The sequence below is a fragment of the Pseudomonas sp. GW-45 genome (assembly GCF_056896675.1).
The window spans coordinates 106,936-127,429 of record NZ_CM167674.1 but is presented as its reverse complement, the minus strand read 5'-3'; the positions used below and the strand labels follow the sequence as shown (position 1 = coordinate 127,429).

Genomic DNA, 20,494 nt, shown 5'->3' with positions numbered 1-20,494 from the left:
GGCACCACACAGGTTTGCTAGCAAAAAAACGAGTCGCGGCTAAAGCATAACCCACAAAGACACCGCCAGCGGCAGCAGAAGTGCAGTCGCCATACCCATCAAACTCATCGAGAGCGCCGCGAAAGCGCCTGCCTCCTCGCCCTCTTCCAAGGCTCTGGAAGTGCCCACGGCGTGAGCCGTCATGCCCATTGCCATTCCCCAGGCGGCGGGATGGTCAACGCCGGCAATACGCAGCAACCAAGGTCCGAAGATCGCTCCCAACACGCCGGTAAACATAACAAATACCGCCGCCAGCGCTGCAACACCGCCGATCTGCTCAGCCACCAACATGGCAATGGGCGAGGTAACCGACTTAGGCGCCAGGGTCATCATGATCATAGGTTCGGCGCCCAACAGCCATGCCAATAGCACCGCCATCAGCGTAGCAAAGGTGCCGCCAACCAATAGACAAATAACGACGGGCCAGAAGAAATTGCGGATCCTTCGGAGGTTCAGATACAAGGGTATCGCCAAAGCCACGGTGGCCGGGCCCAGCAAAACCAGTAGTGGAGATACAGCCTCGCGGTAATGCGGATAGTCCTCGCCTGCCAGCCAAATCAGTAGCGCCAGTACCGGTGTTGACACCAAAACCGGGTGAAATACCGCCATGCGCGTCTTCTCGTACAGCGCAAGGCCAAACTGGTAGGCGGCCAAGGTCATGCCTACCCAGAACAGCGGATGATTAAGAACAGCTACCCACGCCTGCTGCAGATTGCCCATCAGGATTTATCCTCACGTTGCTGACGCATGATCATGCGCTGCATTAGCCAACCACAAAAAGGCAAACTCAGAGCCAAGGAAATCGCCAGCGTAAGCAGAATTGCGGTGGCATCAGCGGCGATCTCCGCACCATAAGCCATGATTCCAACCGCTGGCGGCACCAGGATCAGTGGCAGATATTTCAATAATCCACCGGCGGCCAGGCTAATGGACTCACTGACCTCGCCGCGCAGGCAAAGATAAATCACCATCAGCACCATGCCGATAATCGGCCCAGGCAGAATCGGTAACAATAGGACATTCAGCCCCGTCCCCAGCAGCTGAAAAAATATCAGCCAGGTCATTCCGCGTAACAGCATGTTCGTGCCCTTCAAGCAAACAGTGCCAACAAGATTAAACAGTCAGACGCGGGGTGCCTAGCCCTGCCTTCGTAGCAATTGGTAAACAGCAGGATGACCGGCTCACATGGCGGCGTACAAACTTAACAATTGGTATGACCAATATTAAAAAATCCCGCAGCGCCAAACGGTGCGGGATTTTTCTTCACGAGAGCGGCGACACTAGATCAACAGTGTCGCCGCTGGCATCTACTTCAGCGAAATATCCACTCGTTCGATGCTACCCGTGAAGCGGAAGGGAGGTTTGTATTCGGTCGAAACCGGCAGCCTGCGCGTCTGCCGGAATCGGGTTAGTACCCCTTGAGGGAGGCAAAGCGGTTGGCGTGGTAACGGAAGTCACCAAAAAGCGCCTGCACGCAGCGCGCGCGCTTCATGAACAGACCAATATCGAACTCGTCGGTCATGCCCATCCCACCGTGCATTTGCAACGCTTCATTGGTGGCCAACTCAGCCACTTCAGAGGCCTTGGCTTTGGCCAGGCTGACCTGCATGGACGCGTCATCATCGCCGGCATCCAGCGCCATCAGGGCTTTCAGTACCGCCGACTTGACCAGTTCCAGCTCACTAAACAGGTGCGCGCAACGGTGTTGCAGCCCCTGGAAGGTGCTCAGTGTGACGCCAAACTGCTTACGCTCCAGCAGATAAGCCACCGTGCGTTCAAAGGTCTCCAGTGAGAGGCCCAACAACTCGGCGGCCAACTGCGCATTGACCACATCCAATGTCAGTTCCAGTGCAGCAAAACCCTTGCCTGCTTCACCCAGCAAATCAGTCGCGGCCACTTTAACGTCATCAAAGGTGACCACTGCCGCATTGCGACTATCGGCCATGCTGGTGCGCTCAACACGAACACCCGCAGCAGTACGATCAACCAGCAATAACGTAATACCCTCGCGCTCGCTATCAGCCCCGCTGCTACGCGCAGACACGATCAACTTGTCAGCAACGTGACCATCAACCACAAACTGCTTGCGTCCGTTGAGTACAAAGCCGTCGCCTTGCGCTTCCAAGCGAGTGCTGACCCGCACTGGGTTATGCCGTGGCGTCTCATCCACCGCGAGCGCCAGGAGTAGCTCACCGGCAGCCACTTTGGGCAGCAAAGCCTGTTGCTGCTCGCTGGAGCCCGCCAACAGCAGCGCCGCAACGCCGCCTACCGCCGTCGAGATCAAGGGTGACGCGCTGAGATTTCGGCCCGCTTGCTCTGAGATCTGCCCCATGCCCACGTAACCAAACTGCGAGCCACCCAATTGCTCGGGCACCAGGGTGCCGACAAAGCCCATTTCAACCATGCTCTGCCACAACTCACGGGAGAAGCCGGTTTCATCGTTGTTGTCGCGCAGGGCTCGTAACTGACTAACCGGTGCGCTCTCAACCATGAAGCGCTTGGCCGCATCCTTGAGCATCTGTTGTTCTTCGTTTAATACCAATGCTGACATGACGTGTTCCTCTAACCGGTTACTGGAGCCCAAGAATATTGCGGGAGATGACGTTCAGCTGAACCTCGGTAGTGCCACCCTCAATGGAGTTGCCCTTGGAGCGCAGCCAATTACGCGGAATCGCGCCCTCGCGGTGCGCCTCTCCTTCCCAGACCAGCCCGTCACTGCCATGCAGTGCTACCAGCAGCTCCTGCCGACGCTTATTCAACTCAGTCCCGTAATACTTGAGCATGGCAGACGCTGCGCCCACACCTTGCCCCGTCTTGGCTTCATCCAGTACTCGCTCAGCAGTCAGCGCAAAAGCTGCCGCATCCAGATCCCAGCGCACGATTTCACCGCGCAGCATGCCATCGGCCAACTTGCCGCCATCCAGACCTATGCACTCCACCGCAACTTGCGACAAGGTTTTTTGGCCGGAAGCCGTGCGACCCATACCGCCAATCATTTCGCGTTCATGGGTCAGCAGGTACTTGGCAATAGTCCAGCCTGCGTTGATTTCGCCAACCACCTGACTCTTCTCAACCCGCACATCATCCAGAAAGCTTTCGCAGAACGGTGAGTTACCGGAGATCAACTTGATGGGTTTGGTGCTGACGCCAGGCGTAGCCATGTCAAACAGCACCAAAGTGATACCCAGCTGCTTCTTGGCATCAGGATTGGTACGCACCAGACAGAACATCCAGTCAGCCTTGTCGGCATAGGAGGTCCAGATTTTTTGGCCGTTGACGATGAAATGATCGCCCTCGTCCACTGCACGAGTCTGCAGGCCGGCTAGGTCAGAACCCGCACCCGGCTCGCTGTAGCCCTGACACCAGCGAATTTCGCCACGCACAATCGCCGGCAAATGCTGGCGTTTAAGCTCTTCAGAGCCAAATTTGAGAATCGCCGGACCAATCATCCACACACCAAAGCTGGACAGCGCGGGTCGTGCACTGATTCGCTCCAGCTCCTCACGCAGCACCTTATGCTCCTCCTGCGAGAGGCCACCACCGCCGTACTCAGATGGCCAGTCAGGCGCGGTCCAGCCCTTGGCGGCCATGCGCTCAAGCCAGAGCTTTTGGTCGTTGCTTTCGAACGTGAAGTTGCGACCACCCCAGCATTGGTCACTTTCCTTAGTGATGGGCTTACGCATGCTTGGCGGGCAGTTTTCATCCAGCCAGGCGCGAGTTTGTTGACGGAAGGCATCAAGATCGGCCACAGGTATTCTCCTTGTTATTGGATAAGTAACAGAACACAGCAGGCAATCAAGATACTCCGCGCAGCACTTCGGGTGGGCCGCCTTTGGTCGGCGGAATGAGTACCCATTAACATGATTGATAGCGCACCACGCGCAAGCGGCTCAGCGGGACTCGCGCTGCTGTCGATAGCGGCGCGGTGGCATGCCCTTCCAGCGCTTGAAAGCATGGATAAAATTAGACAGTTCGCCATACCCCAAACGCTGGGCCACCGTTTCAAGCGGCAACCCGTCAACGGCCAGTAGCTCTTCCGCTAGGGCCTGACGGCTTTCATCCAACAACTGACGGAAGCTGATCTGCTCAGCCGCCAGTCGCCGTCGCAAGGTGCGCTCACTCATGTGCAAGCGCTCCGCCAACTGGGGCATGTCCAACAACCGGCCTGGCTGGCTGAGCAATAACTCACGTACCTTCACGGCCAGACCTGAACGAGCGCGATGGCGCTGCAATAACTGACGACACTGCGCCTCACACAGCTGCGCCGTCACCGCGTTGCCACCCGCCAGCGGCAAATCGAGCAACAGTGAGTTGAGCTCAATCCGATTATGTGACCTGCCAAACCGGGGCTCGCAACCCAAAGCGAGCCGGTAACGTTCTAACTCATCAGCCCCAGGACGTGGCAAACACAGCTCGACCCCAGTAAAGGGTGATGACTGTCCGGTGAGCTCTTGCTGGATCAAGGCAACCGCAGCGCAGTCACGTAACAACACAAAGTCACGCACGACTTCCGGTACCGCCAGAGCATCCAGCTCAAGGAAGGCACGCTCGCCGTCAGTGCGCAGCTCAATACGGCTAAAAGCAAAGGTCAGGTCGAGGTAACGCAAGCCGAGTTCCAGCGCCTCGCGCAGGCTACTGCTGCTCAGCAAGGCGTAGCCCCATATCCCGTAATGCGCCAACTGATAGCGCTGCCCCGCTTCCAGCGCCAGCGTAGTCTGCTGAGGCAAAGCTTGCAGCAAATTAGCGATCACCTGCAGCTCTTGGCTGGCAAGAATCTCCTGCTGGGGATCGGCCAGCGCCAATACGCTCAACCCGGTAGCACTCAAACATTGATCCAGCGACAGGCCTTTATCTGTGCCGAGCTGCGCTAATAATTGCACGCTGGTAATACGCCGGTGTGCGGGCCACAAAGATGAATGCATAGCGTTTGTCCGAAAATCACAACTCTTTGACCGACTATGCCATAAACCGACCGCCAAGCAAGCGCTAAAATGTTGTTCAGCAATAGGAGAAAACAATGCACAAAAACAACAACTCCAGCAGCCCGGTACTCAGCGCCATCATCATCGGCAGCGGTTTCGGCGGCACCGGCATGGCAATCCAGCTGGATCAGGCTGGCATCAGCGATTTTCTGATTCTGGAGAAAGCCGACGAAGTCGGCGGCACCTGGCGTGACAACCATTACCCGGGCTCTGGCTGCGACGTGCCCTCCCATTTGTACTCCTACTCGTTCGAACCACGCACCGACTGGCCGCACAAATACGCGCGCCAGCCAGATATTCACGCTTACATAAAACACTGTGTGAACAAGTACAACCTGCGTTCACGCCTGCGTTTGGGTTGCGAGATCATCAGCGCTCAGTTCGATGAACAAGAGGGACTTTGGCGCCTGAACAGCGCAACGGGCGACGAGTTGCGTTGCCGCGCGCTGATCACCGCTTGCGGCCAACTGAACCGACCGCTGATGCCACAGCTGGAAGGGCTTGAAGACTTCAGCGGCCCCGCCTTCCACTCCGCCCGCTGGCAGCATGATGTCGACTTAAGCGGTAAACACGTAGCAGTCATCGGCACCGGCGCCTCGGCTATTCAGTTCGTGCCGCAAATAGTGCCGCAGGTGGCGAGTCTCGCGCTGTTTCAACGCAGCGCGCCCTATGTGATCCCCAAGGATGACCGCCAATACGACGACAATAAACGCGCTCGGCTCGCCCGCTTCGGTTGGCTCCACCAGCTCGATCGCGTCTGGCAATATTGCACCCACGAGGTGCGCGCTCTCGGCTTTGTCTATTTTCCGAAGCTCGTGAAGCAGACTGAAAAAGTCGCACTCAACCACATGCGCAAGCAGATCACCGATCCGCAGAAGCGCGCCGCGTTGACGCCCGACTACCCCATGGGCTGTAAACGTATTCTCATCAGCAACAACTACTACCCCGCATTAGCCGACGAAAAAGTGGAACTGATAACCGAGGCTATCGAACGCGTGGTACCGGAAGGTGTGCAAACTCGCGATGGGCAGCTGCATCCCGCAGACGTATTGATCTACGGTACTGGCTTTGCCGCTACCGAGTTTCTCTCGCCGATGCAGATCACCGGCCTGCAGGGCCAGGACTTAAATCATGCTTGGCAAAGTGGAGCAGAGGCGTACAAAGGCATTTGCATCAGCGGCTTCCCCAACCTCTTCATGTTGTACGGCCCCAACACCAACTTGGGCCACAACTCGATCATCTATATGCTCGAAAGCCAGTTCAGCTACATAGTGCAGTGCGTACAAACCCTGCAGCGCAGGCGTTTACGCTACCTCAACGTAAGAGCAGAAGCGCAGTCGAGCTACAACCAAGGCATTCAACACACCGCCAAACGCACTGTTTGGGCCCAGGGCTGCAGCAGCTGGTACCTCACCGCCGAAGGCAAACAAACCGTGAACTGGCCCGGCTTCACCTTTGCCTATCGCCATCTGACCCGTAAACCAAGGTTGACCGATTATGACTGCGTACGTTGATCAAAGCTTCAAACACCCAGAGCAGCCCGGCTTACGCAAATTCCTGCGCAATGTACTGCGGATCTTTTTTCGCGGCTTGATTCGTCCACCTGTGCCGATTGCCGTTCAGCGTGTGGTGTTATCTGCATTTACCTGCGCCATGCCACTGGCGCGCGGCGTTAGCCGACGCCGCGAGACGATTGCCAATCGGCCGTGCGAATGGCACCGCCCCGCTGCTGGCGGCGATGGCCGAGTGATGCTCTACCTGCATGGCGGCGCCTTTATCCTAGGCTCGCCCGCCACCCACCGCAGCCTGTGCTCCGCCCTGGTTAGCCGCGGTCAATGGGATCTTTGCGCGCTGGATTATCGACTGGCGCCGACCTACCCGAACCCGGCCGCGCGTGATGACTGCGTCGCCGCATACCAAGCGCTGTTAACCCGCGGCTATCGCCCCGAGCAGATTACCCTCGCCGGAGATTCCGCTGGCGGCAATCTGGTACTGGTGACCGCGCAAAGGCTGCATGCGCTGGGCCTGCCCATGCCGGAGTCTTTGGTGTGTTTTTCACCCGTAACTGACTTCACCGGTGAGCAACTGCACAACCCGCCTGCCGGAGACCCACTGATACATCCAGACTGGATGGACCTGGCTCGCGACGCTTACTGCCAGCCCGGACAAGACCGCGCCGATTCGGCCGTCTCACCTCTCAACGGTGAACTTTCGATCTTGCCGCGCTTGCTACTGCAGGTTGGCGAAGACGAGCTGTTGCTGAATGACAGCTTGCGCCTGGCCGAGCAGGCGCGGGAGCAAGGAGTGCAAGTGCGCTTGGAGCGTTATGAGGAGCTGTGGCATGTATTTCAGGCACATACCGGCCTGCTGAAGGCATCCGATCAGGCACTCGATCGTGTGGTGGAGTTTATTCGTTCAGGTGCAACCAATACTGAAATAACCAATGCGGACACAACAACGGCAGAGCCGGTGTCGTAAAAGCAGACAGGCACCCGCGTGGGTGCCTGTCTGCTTTTACGGTAAAGAATCGCAGCCTCAATCTACCGACAAATCCACTTCACGGACAAACAGTCGGCCAGCATCGATAGTGCCAGCATCCAGCATTTTCTGCTCTAGCTCTCCGCCCGTGGACCACGTCGCAAAATCGTCGTCGTTCAACACACCCAAGTGCTGATCATCGATACGCCACAAACCTTCCATCTTGTCGTGCGGATAATTTGTTTCGACCACCATATCCAGCACCAACGTCTTATCTACCGGATAGATACCCACCGCCGCCAGCGCCGCCCAACCACCATCCAGCACTACCTCCTCCAAGGTTTTGCCATTGATGGTCAGACCCAGGTCGGAGTCCTGCAGCATGCCAGCCTGCAGCGCTACGGTTTCCAGATTGGTACCCGTCGATAAATCAATCCGATAAACCTGCTTCTGCGCATCCGGCGTTACACCTGCAGCGCCGTCCGGCCCGCCATACAGGAAGCTGCCATCGCGCTCCAACACCAAAAAGTCGTTCGTGCTCAGCCCGACCATTTCCGAGTTGGAGTTAGCCGCTTTTTCTTGCTGATACAGATACTGGCCGATCTCACCCGTCGCCAGATCCAACGTCACAATGCGCGTGATGGTGAGCGCGCGAACCGCCTTGGTCGGCAGGTCCATAGTCGACTGCATCAAGCCCACCAGAGTCTTCTCATCCGGCGTAATAGCCAAACCTTCCATACCGCGATTGGCACGGCGATAAGCAAACTCCGCCGGCAAATTGAAGCGCGTGCGGGCATCGGCCGAGAAGGGATTAATGCGATCAATTTCTTTGCCGTCAGCGTCAAAATGCACGATGTGCGGGCCGTACTCATCACTGACCCAAAAACTACCATCGCGCAGCGCAACCAAGCCTTCACCATCCAGGCCGTAATCATCCAGCTTTATCGGGTTGCTTATCGCATCATAAGGCTGCGACTGATCTTCCAGCACCGGACTACCATCAGGGTTGTAGGGTGTTTCACCGGTGCCACCCAACGCGGACGTATTCGGCAAACCCGTGATCAATGTGCCGTCAGGACGCTTGAACAGGATTGTGTCCAGCAGCTCAACGCCACCCGCCTCGCTCAAACGAAAATGACCAATTCGCGGTGTGTAATCCGCTACTGGAAACGATTTACCCGCCCCGTAGGCGCCGCCGACGAAGTCTGCGTTCGGGCCTCGATCGGTCATCGCGTAAAACTCATCCACATTACTCGGATGAGCCGTCATCGCCGAACCAAAGCCGCCATTGCGTACCTCGAAGGTTGATAACGTCTTGGCATCGACCAGATCGTCACGCAGTATCGTAAACGGCAGTTCCGCGCCCTCATCCGGGAAGCTGTCCAAGCGCTCAGCCAACTCCTGCTCGGCGGTTCTCTCGGGTTCATCTTCATCGTCGTTGTCGGAATTGCATGCGGTGAGCAGCAGACTGCTGAACAGCAAAGCTGCGAGAGGTTTCCAGTGAGTCATAACCCTTCCTTGTTGTTGGCCCCGGCTGGCGGAGAAACGACAAAGGTAAGGCGCTCAGATGACAAAAAGACTAAATGGAGATGACGTTATTAGGACACTGCCTGCTCTGTATTGCTGATCAGGCAGTCGGCGTTACCAACTGTCGAAGGGAATTTCATGCGTATCGAGGTAGTGCTGAGCATGCTCACTTGGCGGGCGATAATACTCACCTCCTGATGTACCGCCATAAGGGCCTTTTGGTTCCACTACGCCCTCAAAGCGGCCTATCTCTATTGGCTCAAGGCACGCTCCTGTGAGCCACGCCTTGGCTATACCGCCGGGAGCTAAACCCAAAGTAATCGCGTAGCGGTAACCCGTAATATTTTTGTCATCGAAACGGCAATACGCAGAGTGCCCTGTGACCATTTCCTTGCGAACCCAATCAGGGATATCAAGCCGCACGTTATAGGTTTGCGGCTCGACTAAAGACTGCCAACGAACAAAAACATGCGTTGGCAAGTCTATCCCAGTCATGGGTCGAGTCGCTCCAACCCCAGGACGACGCGGCCAACCGACAGGGTTTCCTTTATTGCCTGGCGGATTTTGTATCGAGGATGTACCTCCATGTACTCGCTCATAGGCAAAACCGCGTTGATCCACTACATCCACACTTTCTACCCAAACCTCCATGTAGTTCGGGGCCAAAAGCCCAACCTCCCACGTGCGGTAAGGTAGCTCAGGGGCAGACGGACGTTGCGACTTCCCTGCACCCGCACAAGCAGTTAGCGCCATAAGCAGCATCAGCGCATATAGTGTTTTACCCATAGTGCGCAGCCCTGTAATTATTGATCGACATAAACAGCTCTCTTGTTCTCTTTACGCGGTTTGTTTGGAAAAAAGCCCATCCGCGCATTCCAATTAGCGGAGGTATGTATATAACGGCCATGCAAATAGCGACGGTCGCTCTCGCTCATAACTGCACTTTTTCCAGCCATTGCCGCCGCTATCACTTTGTCAGCAATTGGCTTCAGATCACTCGGAATAGAAAACCGGTCATCGTGCTCACTGAGAATATCGAACGGTGCACTACCCTCTAAGGCTTTGGCATGCATTACGCGCAGAGACACCCTCGATAGCTCGCCCCGCACAAGCCGATCCAGGCTGAGCAACAACAAGATATCTCCTTCGGATCCTTGCCCTGTCCGCCTATGATGCTCCGGCAACAGTTTGAGCTCTTGCTTAATGAAGCGTCCATTACCCGGCAGTCCTTTGGCGCGAAAAGCGTCTTCCTCCGCCTCACGTTGCCGCCACGCAGGTGACGCTTGCAGACGCGCCCTATCAATACCATTTAATGAGTAGTAGTCGCCGCGCACCAGTTTTGGCCTGCCAAGCAATAGCCTTTCTCGAGTAACTCGCGGGTAGCCGCCACCCAAATTGGAGTGTACGCCAGGCAGCACAAGCTCTTCGTGGTATGCCGGGTCAACCCGATTCAAGCTGAAATTATGCCTGTGCTCATCCGCTGCGGTGAGATGTACCACCTTGTTGGCGCAACCGCGGGCTAGGTGCAGATTAACGCCGGGGTTCTTGGCGTCACCCACACTCAAATGACCGCGCACAGGATCGCCAATCGCAGCGACAGTATCGAATACGCCAATAAAGTTAATGCTCGTGTGAGATCGCCATTTAAATTCCGGAACGAACGTTGAAAGCGACCTACTAATATAGCAAGACATGACGCCGCCATCTGCCATCAAAACCTCATTTGCAAAGTGCCTCGCCGCAGCCGCGCCACGACTAAAACCAAAAATATCGAATCTGATTTTTTCAATCAAAACTTCGGGGTTGTTATCCAACAATTCTCGCAACTTCTTAGTAAAAACCTCCGGACTTTGCTTCACCCTCTCCACAACACCCGTTTCGCCCTGTCCAAAAGCGTAACCAACAAGTGAGTCGTCCCCGCCACTCAAGGTACCAATGCCGTCAATGTAAACTTTAATGCTTGCCTCTTGAGCATCCGGACTAATCTGCATGTCTGCCTGATCAAGATACAAGTCATACAACAAAGCCACATTGCTCGCTTCGTTGCCAAAACTGGTATCTGGCGTAGAGTCATAGCGCCCATCTTCGCTGAAGTCTGAATAGCCTTCAGCCTCACAGAACTCACGGATTACTTCCAAAGTCTGTTGATCAAACTGAGTCAGATCTTCCTTCCTACACTGAGCAGTAAAGGCGGCATTGTTCATATTGTTCAGGGTGCCATCAAAGAACATACCCACCCGCAGGGTTATGCGCTGCTGCAGCGGCAACTCCTGCTCGTCTTCTTCCTCCTCTTCCTCAACCGAAAAAGGCAGCTCACCGCCGGCAGAGCTAGAGCGTAGCTGTTGAGCCGGCGGCGTCAGGGTCGGAGCAAGCAAACTCTTGGCAGAGCCGTCATTGCTGCCACTCACAACAGCGCCGCCAATAAATACCGTCCCGGAACCGCCAATAACCACATCACCGTGACTGCCGGTACTGCCCATCACAGCGGCAGGCCGGCCGTTGATTAACACATTGGGTACGACCTGACCGACCAAAGCGCTGCCGCAAACGGTGCTGTCGCCCAAGCGAGCAGCGGGTTGTCCGTCGAACAGCACATCCGACGAACCGGTAACAATGGCGTTACTTCCATGCCCAGTCTGTGGGCACTGAGTAGGGTCGCCCAAGCGGGCGGCGGGTTTGCCTGACATGCCAAGCTCCTTTGGCAGTGAATACTCCTGTGAAGTACCGATGCTATGAACGCCCGAGAAATCGGGCAATCGTTTTGCTGGCGAGGTGTGACGCAGTGCCTGCTCGGTAGGTGAATTCGCTGGGAGGGCAATGAAATGAACGTGCAGAAACGCAAAAGGCCCATCCGAAGATGAGCCTTTTGCGTTAAATCTATGGTGCCGGCACCAAGAGTCGAACTCGGGACCTACTGATTACAAGTCAGTTGCTCTACCAGCTGAGCTATACCGGCGCGGGGTGCATTATATATCGCTAAATTTGTGTGTAAAGGTATGCAGCGCATGAGTTTGCATTTATGTGCAGATTTTTTTGTTTAAGTGCCGACCTATCACTTGTGCATGACTTTTCTTTAATCACTTGACGAAGCGCTCTTAACCTGTTGTTTTTCCGCACTTATCAACTGTGATCAATTTTCATACGAATCTCGCAAGACCGCGTCAACATTGGCTTTCACCGAGTTACCACCGTGTCATCAACATAGTTATGCACAGAGGGCGTGGATAAGTTAAATCACACCTATTCTGTGGATAAGTCTGTGCACTACCCGTTTATAGTCTGGTGATGACTTGGGGGTCTACTTTTCCGCCAAGAGCAGCAAATTGCGTGGTGTAAGGCTTGTAGCGCAGAATTCCCCAAGCTGGACTCGATAACCGGCCTCTTGCAGATAGAGCGCTCGATCAAGCAGCAACCAGATTTCCAACGGCCGGCGAAAAAGCCCGCGTAGTAATTCAAGGTTGCGCACTTGCGCCAGTCGTTGCCAAGACCGGCCTTCCAATTGCGACCAGCTCGCGGGGTCAATTAGCTGCAGCTGGTGATGCGCGGCTAAGCTGCGACAGAATTCGGTGAAGCCTTGTGCTGTGCCGCCTAGTGGTTTCGATGGCGTCGGCAAGTATTCATTCACCCCGCGTGCTTCGCGCTGCCAAAGATCGAACCCCAAGCGCCAAGCCATTGAGCGATCACGCTGCTCTCGCTCTCTGCGCCCAGCCGTTACCGTCTCTTGCAGCGGCAATGCTAGATCGTCTTTGCTCAGCTGCAACGTCGCCTTGTGGCCCGCCTCAGAAAGTGGCTGATAATGCTCTGAGTCAATTCGGTTGTAACAGCAAGGCGATAGAGCCAGCTGAAGGCAGCCGCTGGCCACCGCGTGCTGCAACAAGCTGATGTGCAACTGGCCGCAGGCGTGCAGCGCCACCAGACTGTCGCGGCTATTGAGATGCAACACGGTGTTGTGAGACAGCACATCCGTCGTTAGATGGCGCGCATCAATGGCTAGCGCATAACTCAACGCTGCACCAGACAGGTTAAGTGCGGGGTTATGCTCCAAGCACGTCAGTGGCTGCCCACCCTGCCACGCCAACAGACGGCCCAAGTGGCCTTTGCCGGCACACCAATCCACCCAGTGCGTGGCCGGCTGTTCAAGACGCGCAATCGAGACGCCAGCAAATGCAGTGATCTGCTGCCATTTGCGGCCAGGGATGTGGCGATACAAGGGTTCGGGAAACTGCTCAGCAGAGTCGGTCCGCCAGCGTGGCAGTTGGCTGAAGTGCTGCGACTCCACCGCTAGTTGAGCAAAAGGTGCTGGGGCGGCCAGTAGCTGCGGCTGGTGATGTGCAGTCTCGGCCTCTGCCAATGTGCGCTGTCGCAACCAACTCGCCAGTTCTGGCCAGTCGGCCTCCCACGCCAGTGTCAGCTGGGTAAAAGGCTTGGGGCGCCAGAGTGACTGGTGGTGATGCAGCCAGTGATCGAGCTCGGCAAAACGCTGCGCGAAGCTCACGCAGGCGTCACTCAGCGCGATTGCCGACTGGCATCAACCTTGAGCCAGCGTTCAACAAGACGGAATAGCTGCGTGAACAGCAACGTGATGATCAGATACATGACGCCCGCTACCATAAAGAACAACTCGTACTCATAGGTACGCGAGTTAATAGTGCGGATCACACCCATGATATCCATCATGGTCACGGTGTAGACCACTGCACTGGCCTTGAGCATCAGAATCACTTCATTGCCGTAGGCCGGCAAACCGATACGAATCGCCCGGGGCAAGATAATGTGCTGCAATGCCTGACGCTTGGACATACCGAGCGCACGCGCCGCTTCCACTTCACCCGGCGGAACCGCTTGAATCGCGCCACGCAGAATCTCGGCAATATAAGCCGCTGTGTGCATGGTCATAGTGATTAACGCACACCAGAATGGCTCACGCAGATAAGGCCAGAGGAAACTGTCGCGTACCGCCTGAAACTGCGAAATACCGTAATACACCAGAAACAACTGCAGCAGCAGCGGCGTGCCGCGAAAGAAGAAGATATAGCTGTAGGGCAAAGCCCGGATATACCAGTGCCGTGACGCACGTGCCAGTCCCAGCGGGATGGCCACGAATAGCCCGATCAGTACTGCTAGTCCAACTAACTGCAGGGTAACCAGGGTGCCATCCCACAACTGCGGCAGAAAACGCTCAATCAGCTCCCACTTCTCGGCCAAAATCATAGCTCCGTCCTTACAAAGCCACGATTGGCGCGATTTTCAAACCAGTGCAGCGCGCCCATGATAAAGATCGTCAAAAACAGGTAAATCCCGGCGGCCAGCAAATAGAAGGTAAAGGGCTCCTTGGTTGCATTGGCGGCGGACTGCGCCTTGCGCATGATTTCATCAAGCGTGATCAGTGACACCAGCGCGGTATCCTTGAGCAATATCAGATACAAATTACCGAGACCCGGCAGCGCCACACGCCAAAGCTGCGGCAAGGTGATGCGATAAAAAATGCGCCAATTGGATAACCCGAGCGCCAGCCCAGCCTCTTTTTGACCGGTTGGAATCGCCAGCAGAGCACCGCGAAACACCTCGGTTGCGTAGGCACCGAAACACAACGCCAATGCCAGAGTACCGGCGACGAAAGGGGTAAGCGAAAAGCGTGGATAACCAAAATAGGCACCCAGCGCGTTAAACGCCGATACCGTACCGAAGTAAATCATCAGCACCCAGACGGTTTCCGGAATACCGCGAACAACCGAGGTGTAGAAACCACCCAGACCGCGCGCGAAAACATTATTGGAAACCTTGGCTGAGGCGCCGAGCAGGCCAAATACCAGGCCTACAGATACCGCGGCAAGGGACAAACGAATAGTCATCCAGGTCCCTTCGAGCAGGGCTGGACCGAAACCTTGTAAATCAGGCATGGGCATAGTTCCAGGCCGGGCTCCGCAGAGCCCGGCTGGTCATCAGTAAATGCTGAAAGGGAAGTACTTGGCGTTGATGTTCTCGTAGCTACCATTGTCGATAATGGCTTGCAGCGCAGTATTCAAGCGCTCACGCAACGGGTCATCTTTGCGCACGGCGATACCGATCTGATCATTATCAAACACCGGCTCACCCTTAAACTCAAAGTTGGCGCCCGCGTCGCTCTGCAGCCACTCGTATTGCACGAAATTATCTGCCAGAACGCCATCAATACGACCGGAGTTCATGTCGAGGTAAGCGTTCTCCTGAGTGTCATACAGGCGGATTTCAATGACGTCAGCCATATTATCTTCCAACCACTGACCAGCGATGGTGGCTCGCTGAGCGCCGATAGTCTTGCCTTTGAGGCTTGCTTCGTCGGTCTTGAAGTCAGATTTCTTCGGCGCTACAAACTGCAGCTTGTTGGTGTAGTAGGGGTTAGTGAAATCCACCGCCTGCTTGCGCTCGTCGGTAATCGACATGGAAGCGACCAGGAAGTCGAACTTGTTGTTGTTCAGCGCGGGGATGATGCCATCCCAGTCAGACGTCACAACAGTACAATCGACTTTCATTTCTTCGCACAGTGCATGGGCGATATCGAGGTCAAAACCCACAACTTCACCGCTGCTGTCTATCAGGTTGAACGGAGGGTAAGCACCTTCGGTACCGATGCGCAGCGTTTCGGCGAAAGCCGGAGCACTCATAAACAACGCCGTGGCAGTTGCCAGCAAAACCTTCTTGTACTGTTTCATGGACCTACTCCTATTTATGGCTTGACATGAACTGTCGGCAGCGTTCGGAACCGGGGTTATCGAACACTTTTTCCGGGGTACCAATTTCTTCGACCATCCCCTGATGCAGAAACACGACTTGGCTGGACACTTGCCGAGCAAAGCCCATTTCATGGGTTACCAACAGCATAGTACGCCCTTCATCTGCCAGCGCTCGAATCACCGTCAATACCTCGTGGACCATTTCAGGGTCCAGCGCCGAGGTGGGCTCATCAAACAAAATCACCCGTGGCTGCATGGCCAACGTGCGAGCAATGGCAGCACGCTGCTGCTGACCGCCAGAGAGCTGGGCAGGAAAGGCGTGGCGCTTGTCGGCAATACCCACTTTTTCCAAAAAAGCTTCTGCCGACTCAACAGCTTCCGCTTTGGATTGGCCCAGCACACGGCGCGGAGCTTCGATGATGTTGTCGATAATGCTCATGTGCGGCCACAGGTTGAAGTTCTGAAAAACAAAACCTACCCGTGCACGCAAACGATTAATTTGTTTATTGTCGGCAGCAACCAACTCGCCGTGGCGACCGGGCTTGAGCTTGAGCTCTTCGCCAGCAACCAAAATCTGGCCTTGATGCGGGTTTTCCAGCAAGTTGATGCAACGCAGTAGCGTGCTCTTGCCGGACCCGGAAGAGCCGAGAATAGAGATGACGTCGCCATCGTTGGCGACCAGGTCAACGCCCTTGAGTACTTCAAGGTCGCCGTACCGTTTGTGCAGGTTGCGCACTTCTAGAGCGGGCGAAGTCACGTATCGTTATCCACTAGGCGTTTAGCCGTCAGGTGTATTACCACCACATTTGTGATGCGGCAGCCGGGACACAGATCCTTCTGCAGACGTCCGGTCGTCATATTCTGGCAAAACTAGCACAGCTGAACTGCATGACCAAGAACCCTGTTTCGGTCACGGCGCTGTAATTACAGGCAAGACTCTTGCCAACGGCCGGGCTAGACAGCTTGCAACCACCAGAAACAAAAAAGCCCGCTGGGGTTGCCAGCGGGCTTTCGAAATAAGTGGTGCCCAGAGACGGAATCGAACCGCCGACACGAGGATTTTCAATCCTCTGCTCTACCGACTGAGCTATCTGGGCATCAAGGGCCGCTATTAAACGGTTTAAGCCTTTTTGTGTCAAGCGCCTGTCGAAAAATATTTTCTACTTATCAGCCGCTTACCCAAACATCATGCGCTCGGGGGTACGTATCCCTCGGCTTGAGCATAATCCTCACCCGCCAAAAACTTATCCATTTCAGCCTGGATAAAGCGTCGATCCTCGGGGTCCATCATGTTCAGGCGACGCTCATTAATCAGCATCGTCTGGTGCGCCTGCCAATCATCCCAGGCCCGCTTGGACACATCCTGAAAAATCGCCTCGCCCTTGGGGCCGGGATAGGGTGGCCGATCGAGGCCGGGCAGCTCTTCTTTATATTTGCGGCACATCACCATGCGTGTCATCGCGGACTCCTTCAAGCAGGGGTTGGAACGTAAGCCTCAATCAACTTCAGCAGCTTTTTAACCGGCGCCGCCAGACCAATGCGGCCAGGTTGGCGCAGGTTATACCAGACCTGGCCTTCTTCGGCCACGCCGGTGCCCGCAGCGACTCGCAGCAAGAGCGGCTGAATATCCAGATGAAAGTGACTGAAAGTGTGCCGCAGAGCCGGCAATGGCTCGCGGCTTTCAATGCGTAGCGCCTGGCTCAACAGCCAACTTTCAAGCTCGGCTTCGCTTTCCAGCTGCGGCGGGCACCAAAGCCCACCCCAAAGCCCGCTGGGTGGCCTGCGCTGCAGCCAGACCTCGCCTTCCTCGTTCATCAGCAAGGGCATCACGCATTGGCGCACCGGCACTACCTTGCGCGGCTTGGAAGTTGGGAATCTGGTCGGCTCGCCCAACAGGCGAGCCTCGCACCCATCCTTGACCGGGCACAGCAGACAGGACGGCTTACTGCGCGTACAAAGCGTAGCCCCCAAATCCATCATCGCCTGAGTGTAGTGCTGCACCCTGTTTTGGGGCGTGTAACGCTCAGCCATGCGCCACAAGCGGTCATGCACTTTCTTCTCGCCTGGCCACCCCTCAACCGCGCCAAAGCGTGCCAATACCCGCTTTACGTTGCCATCCAGAATAGGCGCCCAGATCCCCATACTCAGCGAGGCAACCGCACCGGCAGTCGAGCGACCGATGCCCGGCAACGCCATCAAGCCCTCAATACTGCGCGGAAATTCGCCCGCATGTTCGGCCACCACGTGTTTGGCAGCCTTATGCAGGTTACGCGCCCGACTGTAATAGCCCAGCCCCGTCCAAAGGTGTAAAACCTCGTCGTCACTGGCTGCGGCCAAGGCTTGCACGTCCGGCAAAGCCTCCATAAAACGCTCGAAGTAGGGTATTACCGTGGCAACTTGCGTCTGCTGCAACATGATTTCGGATACCCATACGCGGTAGGGTGTCATACCCTGCTGCCAAGGCAAATCTTTACGCCCGTGCAGGTCATACCAGCCCAGCACACGCTGGGCAAATCCATCCGAATTCAATTGGAAAACAACCCCTTAAGCGCATCACGCAACTCAGGTGCCTTGTCGCCCAGTTTCTCGTCGATACGTTCTTCCAATTTGCGCTTGGCTTCGTTGCCGAGCAGCTGACCAGCCACCTTGGTGACGCCTTCGGTATCCACACCACAGCTACTCGCCGCATTATGCAAGTAACCCTGACAACGCACCGGCCACTCGACGCCCACGTAACGCTCGTTGACCTGGCATGCCTCATCCGGCATATCGCTCTTGTCGCCTTCCAGCAGCAAGCCGATACGGTAATCCAGCCGCTGCTCCGGCAAGTTGACTTCACCGTTACCCTTGGCTGCGATGCCCGGCAAATCAGCCACCAAGTCACGATTACTGATCTGGCCATTACTGATGGTGAAACTGCCATTGAGCTGCTCGAATGGCGTGTCTTCGCTACCGTGCTCTCCGCTTAGCGATTTGCGATTGGCCAACGCGATAGCGCGGCACAACTGCTGCTCCAGGTTAACGCCCAACAGCGCACCGTCTTCGACCTGGAATTTGGCGTTACCGCCGAGGGTATTCATCCAACGGCGCATGCTGTTACCGCGCATACTCAGATCCATAGTCAGATCCAGGTCGCCCCGCACCTGAGCCGACACGTCGTAAGCTTGCTGCGCGACTAGCGAATCGATGCCTTTGATTTGGCTGCTCAGAGTCACTTTGACTGGTGTCTGCCGGGTATCGATCTCGCCCTTGCTGGTAAAGGTGCCAGAGAACACGCCGCCGTCCAGCTGCTTGAGCTGAATGCGTCCGTCGCGCGCACTGACCACCGCCTTGAAAGCTTTGATGTCCTGACCCGTCAGCGTTACCTGTTGCAACTCCAGACTGCCGTCCACATCAAGCGTGGCTAAGCGTTCCAGCGGCAGCACGGACTCATCGCTCCACTCTTGCGGTGCTGCTGTTGATTTGCTGCCACCCGTCTGCTGCGGTGCGGTGCCATCTTTCTCGTCGACCGGGGGCAAGTAGTTGTCCAAATTAAGACTGTCGCCAGCCAGCTTGAAGCGCAACGCTTGGCGCTCAAAGTCCGCCAACCCCAACTGCCCTTTCAAGGTTGCACCATCAACTACCAGATTGAGATCGTTCAGCATCAGGCTGGAAGCAGAGCCAGCCAAGGTGGTTGAAAACGACACCTGCGACAACCCACCAGGATCGGCCATTTCCGGCAGCGCCTGACCCAGATCACGCAACAAATCGCGCGCATCAAAGTCAGCTACATTCAACTGTCCGGTAAATTTGGGCTCTGCATCCAGCGCCGTAGCCTTCAAGGTACCCGTGGCTTTCATATCGCCCAAGGACATACGCAGCTGGTTCAGCTCCGCGACTTGCGCGGTCAGGTCCAACAGACCGTCGCCCTGCAGCTGCAGATTGACTGCGCGCCCTGAGAACGGCTCGCCGCTGGCATCGACTTTCATGTCCAGCCCATCAAATTGATAGCGCTTGAGGCCCAGATCAAACTGGGCAACGGTTTTGAGATCCAGCCGCACCCGCAGGGCGGGCTTGTCGGTGGTCAGCATACCGAGAAAGCTCACATCAAAGGGCTCCCCTTCAATCAGGGCACCGGTGGTCAGGTTGGCTTGATCCAGCGTAAGCACCTGGCCGCTCTGACGATCTTCATAACGCACACTGGCGTTAGTGATCTGCACGCTTTCAACGGCAAAATCCATTTGCTTGTCTTTGGTGGAAGGCGCTGGCTTGGCTTCATCGCCGGAGTCTTTGTCGGCAGCCGTTTTCTGCGGGCCGATATTGGCCCAGTTGCCAGCGCCATCGTCGCCCTTGACCAACTGTAGATGCACGTCATCCAGAATCACATCACTCATACGCAGCTGGCGGCGCAGTAGCGGCAGTACTTTAACGCCTAAACCCAGCGAGCCAACTTGTGCGAGCGGCAGATCAGGTTCTTCAGTTGGCGCAACGCCAACATCTTTTAATTCAATCCCCAGCCAGGGAAATAGCGACCAGCCGATGTCACCGTCCAGGGTCAGCTCAATATTGGCTTGCTCACGAGCCGCCTGCTGAATGTCTTCTTTATAGTCATTCGGATCGAACATCCGAGTGAGGAAAAACAGCACGCCGATAGCCAGCACCACAATGCCGCACACTACCAACCCTAGTACCTTGGCAAAGGCTTTCATCACTTCTCCTTTTGATTCCGACGAAATCGCTCTCGCGGGATAACGCAATATTAACGTCCGCTTTGGT

The 20,494-nt window shown here is 55.9% G+C and carries 18 protein-coding genes and 2 tRNA genes; 2 read left to right on the top strand and 18 right to left on the bottom strand.

Annotation, left to right across the window (positions count from 1 at the left end):
- Positions 1–39 precede the first annotated feature (39 nt).
- From AC1XYH_RS00565 to AC1XYH_RS00545, 5 genes are all read right to left on the bottom strand, one after another.
- Positions 40–759 carry an LrgB family protein gene (locus tag AC1XYH_RS00565; protein ID WP_483324737.1) on the bottom strand — a complete coding sequence of 240 codons (720 nt, stop codon included), beginning with the start codon at positions 757–759 and terminating at the stop codon, positions 40–42.
- The gene (locus tag AC1XYH_RS00560; protein ID WP_483324736.1) at positions 759–1,118 is read right to left on the bottom strand and encodes a CidA/LrgA family protein; all 360 of its coding nucleotides are present in this window, start codon (positions 1,116–1,118) and stop codon (positions 759–761) included. Before AC1XYH_RS00560 ends, AC1XYH_RS00565 begins: the two co-directional genes overlap by 1 nt.
- Positions 1,119–1,447: 329 nt before the next feature.
- The gene (locus tag AC1XYH_RS00555) at positions 1,448–2,590 is read right to left on the bottom strand and encodes an acyl-CoA dehydrogenase family protein (RefSeq protein ID WP_483324735.1); all 1,143 of its coding nucleotides are present in this window, start codon (positions 2,588–2,590) and stop codon (positions 1,448–1,450) included.
- A 19-nt stretch (positions 2,591–2,609) separates the two neighbouring features.
- The gene (locus AC1XYH_RS00550) at positions 2,610–3,788 is read right to left on the bottom strand and encodes an acyl-CoA dehydrogenase family protein (RefSeq protein ID WP_483324734.1); all 1,179 of its coding nucleotides are present in this window, start codon (positions 3,786–3,788) and stop codon (positions 2,610–2,612) included.
- Positions 3,789–3,929: 141 nt separating this feature from the next.
- Positions 3,930–4,961, bottom strand: a complete 1,032-nt coding sequence (locus tag AC1XYH_RS00545; protein WP_483324733.1) for an AraC family transcriptional regulator — start codon at positions 4,959–4,961, stop codon at positions 3,930–3,932.
- 95 nt (positions 4,962–5,056) lie between these two features.
- Here AC1XYH_RS00545 and AC1XYH_RS00540 point away from each other — a divergent pair, with 95 nt between their 5' ends.
- Together AC1XYH_RS00540 and AC1XYH_RS00535 are read left to right on the top strand one after the other, a co-directional pair.
- Positions 5,057–6,535, top strand: coding sequence for a flavin-containing monooxygenase (locus AC1XYH_RS00540; RefSeq protein ID WP_483324732.1), 1,479 nt, complete (start codon positions 5,057–5,059; stop codon positions 6,533–6,535).
- Positions 6,519–7,499, top strand: a complete 981-nt coding sequence (locus AC1XYH_RS00535) for an alpha/beta hydrolase (protein WP_483324731.1) — start codon at positions 6,519–6,521, stop codon at positions 7,497–7,499. The genes AC1XYH_RS00540 and AC1XYH_RS00535 overlap by 17 nt, the downstream gene beginning before the upstream one ends.
- Positions 7,500–7,556: 57 nt before the next feature.
- Here the strand turns inward: AC1XYH_RS00535 and AC1XYH_RS00530 are convergent, their stop codons facing one another.
- The 13 genes from AC1XYH_RS00530 to AC1XYH_RS00470 form a co-directional block, all read right to left on the bottom strand.
- On the bottom strand, positions 7,557–9,008 hold the full coding sequence (locus tag AC1XYH_RS00530) for an esterase-like activity of phytase family protein (protein ID WP_483324730.1): 1,452 nt from the start codon (positions 9,006–9,008) through the stop codon (positions 7,557–7,559).
- A gap of 132 nt (positions 9,009–9,140) precedes the next feature.
- Positions 9,141–9,677, bottom strand: coding sequence for a DUF2931 family protein (locus tag AC1XYH_RS00525; RefSeq protein WP_483326427.1), 537 nt, complete (start codon positions 9,675–9,677; stop codon positions 9,141–9,143).
- Between the two features lie 152 nt (positions 9,678–9,829).
- Positions 9,830–11,713, bottom strand: coding sequence for a PAAR domain-containing protein (locus AC1XYH_RS00520; RefSeq protein ID WP_483324729.1), 1,884 nt, complete (start codon positions 11,711–11,713; stop codon positions 9,830–9,832).
- Positions 11,714–11,906: 193 nt separating this feature from the next.
- Positions 11,907–11,982 (bottom strand) — tRNA-Thr (locus tag AC1XYH_RS00515).
- A 342-nt stretch (positions 11,983–12,324) separates the two neighbouring features.
- Positions 12,325–13,521: a methyltransferase gene (locus AC1XYH_RS00510; protein WP_483324728.1), complete on the bottom strand. Its 1,197-nt coding sequence runs from the start codon at positions 13,519–13,521 to the stop codon at positions 12,325–12,327.
- 11 nt (positions 13,522–13,532) lie between these two features.
- The gene (locus tag AC1XYH_RS00505; RefSeq protein ID WP_483324727.1) at positions 13,533–14,237 is read right to left on the bottom strand and encodes an ABC transporter permease; all 705 of its coding nucleotides are present in this window, start codon (positions 14,235–14,237) and stop codon (positions 13,533–13,535) included.
- A complete protein-coding gene (locus tag AC1XYH_RS00500; RefSeq protein ID WP_483324726.1) occupies positions 14,234–14,926 on the bottom strand; it encodes an ABC transporter permease in 693 nt (230 codons plus the stop codon). Before AC1XYH_RS00500 ends, AC1XYH_RS00505 begins: the two co-directional genes overlap by 4 nt.
- Positions 14,927–14,968: 42 nt before the next feature.
- Complete coding sequence (locus tag AC1XYH_RS00495) at positions 14,969–15,718, bottom strand: ABC transporter substrate-binding protein (protein WP_483324725.1); 750 nt, start codon at positions 15,716–15,718, stop codon at positions 14,969–14,971.
- A 10-nt stretch (positions 15,719–15,728) separates the two neighbouring features.
- Entirely contained in the window at positions 15,729–16,496 is a 768-nt protein-coding gene (locus AC1XYH_RS00490; RefSeq protein WP_483324724.1) for an ABC transporter ATP-binding protein, read from the bottom strand.
- Positions 16,497–16,760: 264 nt separating this feature from the next.
- A tRNA-Phe gene (locus tag AC1XYH_RS00485) sits at positions 16,761–16,836 on the bottom strand.
- 89 nt (positions 16,837–16,925) lie between these two features.
- Positions 16,926–17,198 (bottom strand): oxidative damage protection protein, encoded by a 273-nt coding sequence (locus AC1XYH_RS00480; protein WP_483324723.1) that lies wholly within the window; start codon positions 17,196–17,198, stop codon positions 16,926–16,928.
- Between the two features lie 11 nt (positions 17,199–17,209).
- Positions 17,210–18,268 carry an A/G-specific adenine glycosylase gene (gene mutY, locus AC1XYH_RS00475; protein WP_483324722.1) on the bottom strand — a complete coding sequence of 353 codons (1,059 nt, stop codon included), beginning with the start codon at positions 18,266–18,268 and terminating at the stop codon, positions 17,210–17,212.
- Positions 18,265–20,427, bottom strand: a complete 2,163-nt coding sequence (locus tag AC1XYH_RS00470) for an AsmA family protein (RefSeq protein ID WP_483324721.1) — start codon at positions 20,425–20,427, stop codon at positions 18,265–18,267. The genes mutY and AC1XYH_RS00470 overlap by 4 nt, the downstream gene beginning before the upstream one ends.
- Positions 20,428–20,494 lie beyond the last annotated feature (67 nt).

Bases quoted from the DNA above. Each gene is read 5' to 3' on its own strand.
- AC1XYH_RS00470 (WP_483324721.1), bottom strand. From the start codon at position 20,427: ATGAAAGCCTTTGCCAAGGTACTAGGGTTGGTAGTGTGCGGCATTGTG.
- AC1XYH_RS00540 (WP_483324732.1), top strand. From the start codon at position 5,057: ATGCACAAAAACAACAACTCCAGCAGCCCGGTACTCAGCGCCATCATC.
- AC1XYH_RS00525 (WP_483326427.1), bottom strand. From the start codon at position 9,677: ATGGAGGTTTGGGTAGAAAGTGTGGATGTAGTGGATCAACGCGGTTTT.
- AC1XYH_RS00535 (WP_483324731.1), top strand. From the start codon at position 6,519: ATGACTGCGTACGTTGATCAAAGCTTCAAACACCCAGAGCAGCCCGGC.
- AC1XYH_RS00495 (WP_483324725.1), bottom strand. From the start codon at position 15,718: ATGAAACAGTACAAGAAGGTTTTGCTGGCAACTGCCACGGCGTTGTTT.
- AC1XYH_RS00555 (WP_483324735.1), bottom strand. From the start codon at position 2,590: ATGTCAGCATTGGTATTAAACGAAGAACAACAGATGCTCAAGGATGCG.
- AC1XYH_RS00520 (WP_483324729.1), bottom strand. From the start codon at position 11,713: ATGTCAGGCAAACCCGCCGCCCGCTTGGGCGACCCTACTCAGTGCCCA.
- AC1XYH_RS00565 (WP_483324737.1), bottom strand. From the start codon at position 759: ATGGGCAATCTGCAGCAGGCGTGGGTAGCTGTTCTTAATCATCCGCTG.
- AC1XYH_RS00545 (WP_483324733.1), bottom strand. From the start codon at position 4,961: ATGCATTCATCTTTGTGGCCCGCACACCGGCGTATTACCAGCGTGCAA.
- AC1XYH_RS00480 (WP_483324723.1), bottom strand. From the start codon at position 17,198: ATGACACGCATGGTGATGTGCCGCAAATATAAAGAAGAGCTGCCCGGC.
- AC1XYH_RS00500 (WP_483324726.1), bottom strand. From the start codon at position 14,926: ATGCCTGATTTACAAGGTTTCGGTCCAGCCCTGCTCGAAGGGACCTGG.
- AC1XYH_RS00560 (WP_483324736.1), bottom strand. From the start codon at position 1,118: ATGCTGTTACGCGGAATGACCTGGCTGATATTTTTTCAGCTGCTGGGG.
- AC1XYH_RS00530 (WP_483324730.1), bottom strand. From the start codon at position 9,008: ATGACTCACTGGAAACCTCTCGCAGCTTTGCTGTTCAGCAGTCTGCTG.
- AC1XYH_RS00505 (WP_483324727.1), bottom strand. From the start codon at position 14,237: ATGATTTTGGCCGAGAAGTGGGAGCTGATTGAGCGTTTTCTGCCGCAG.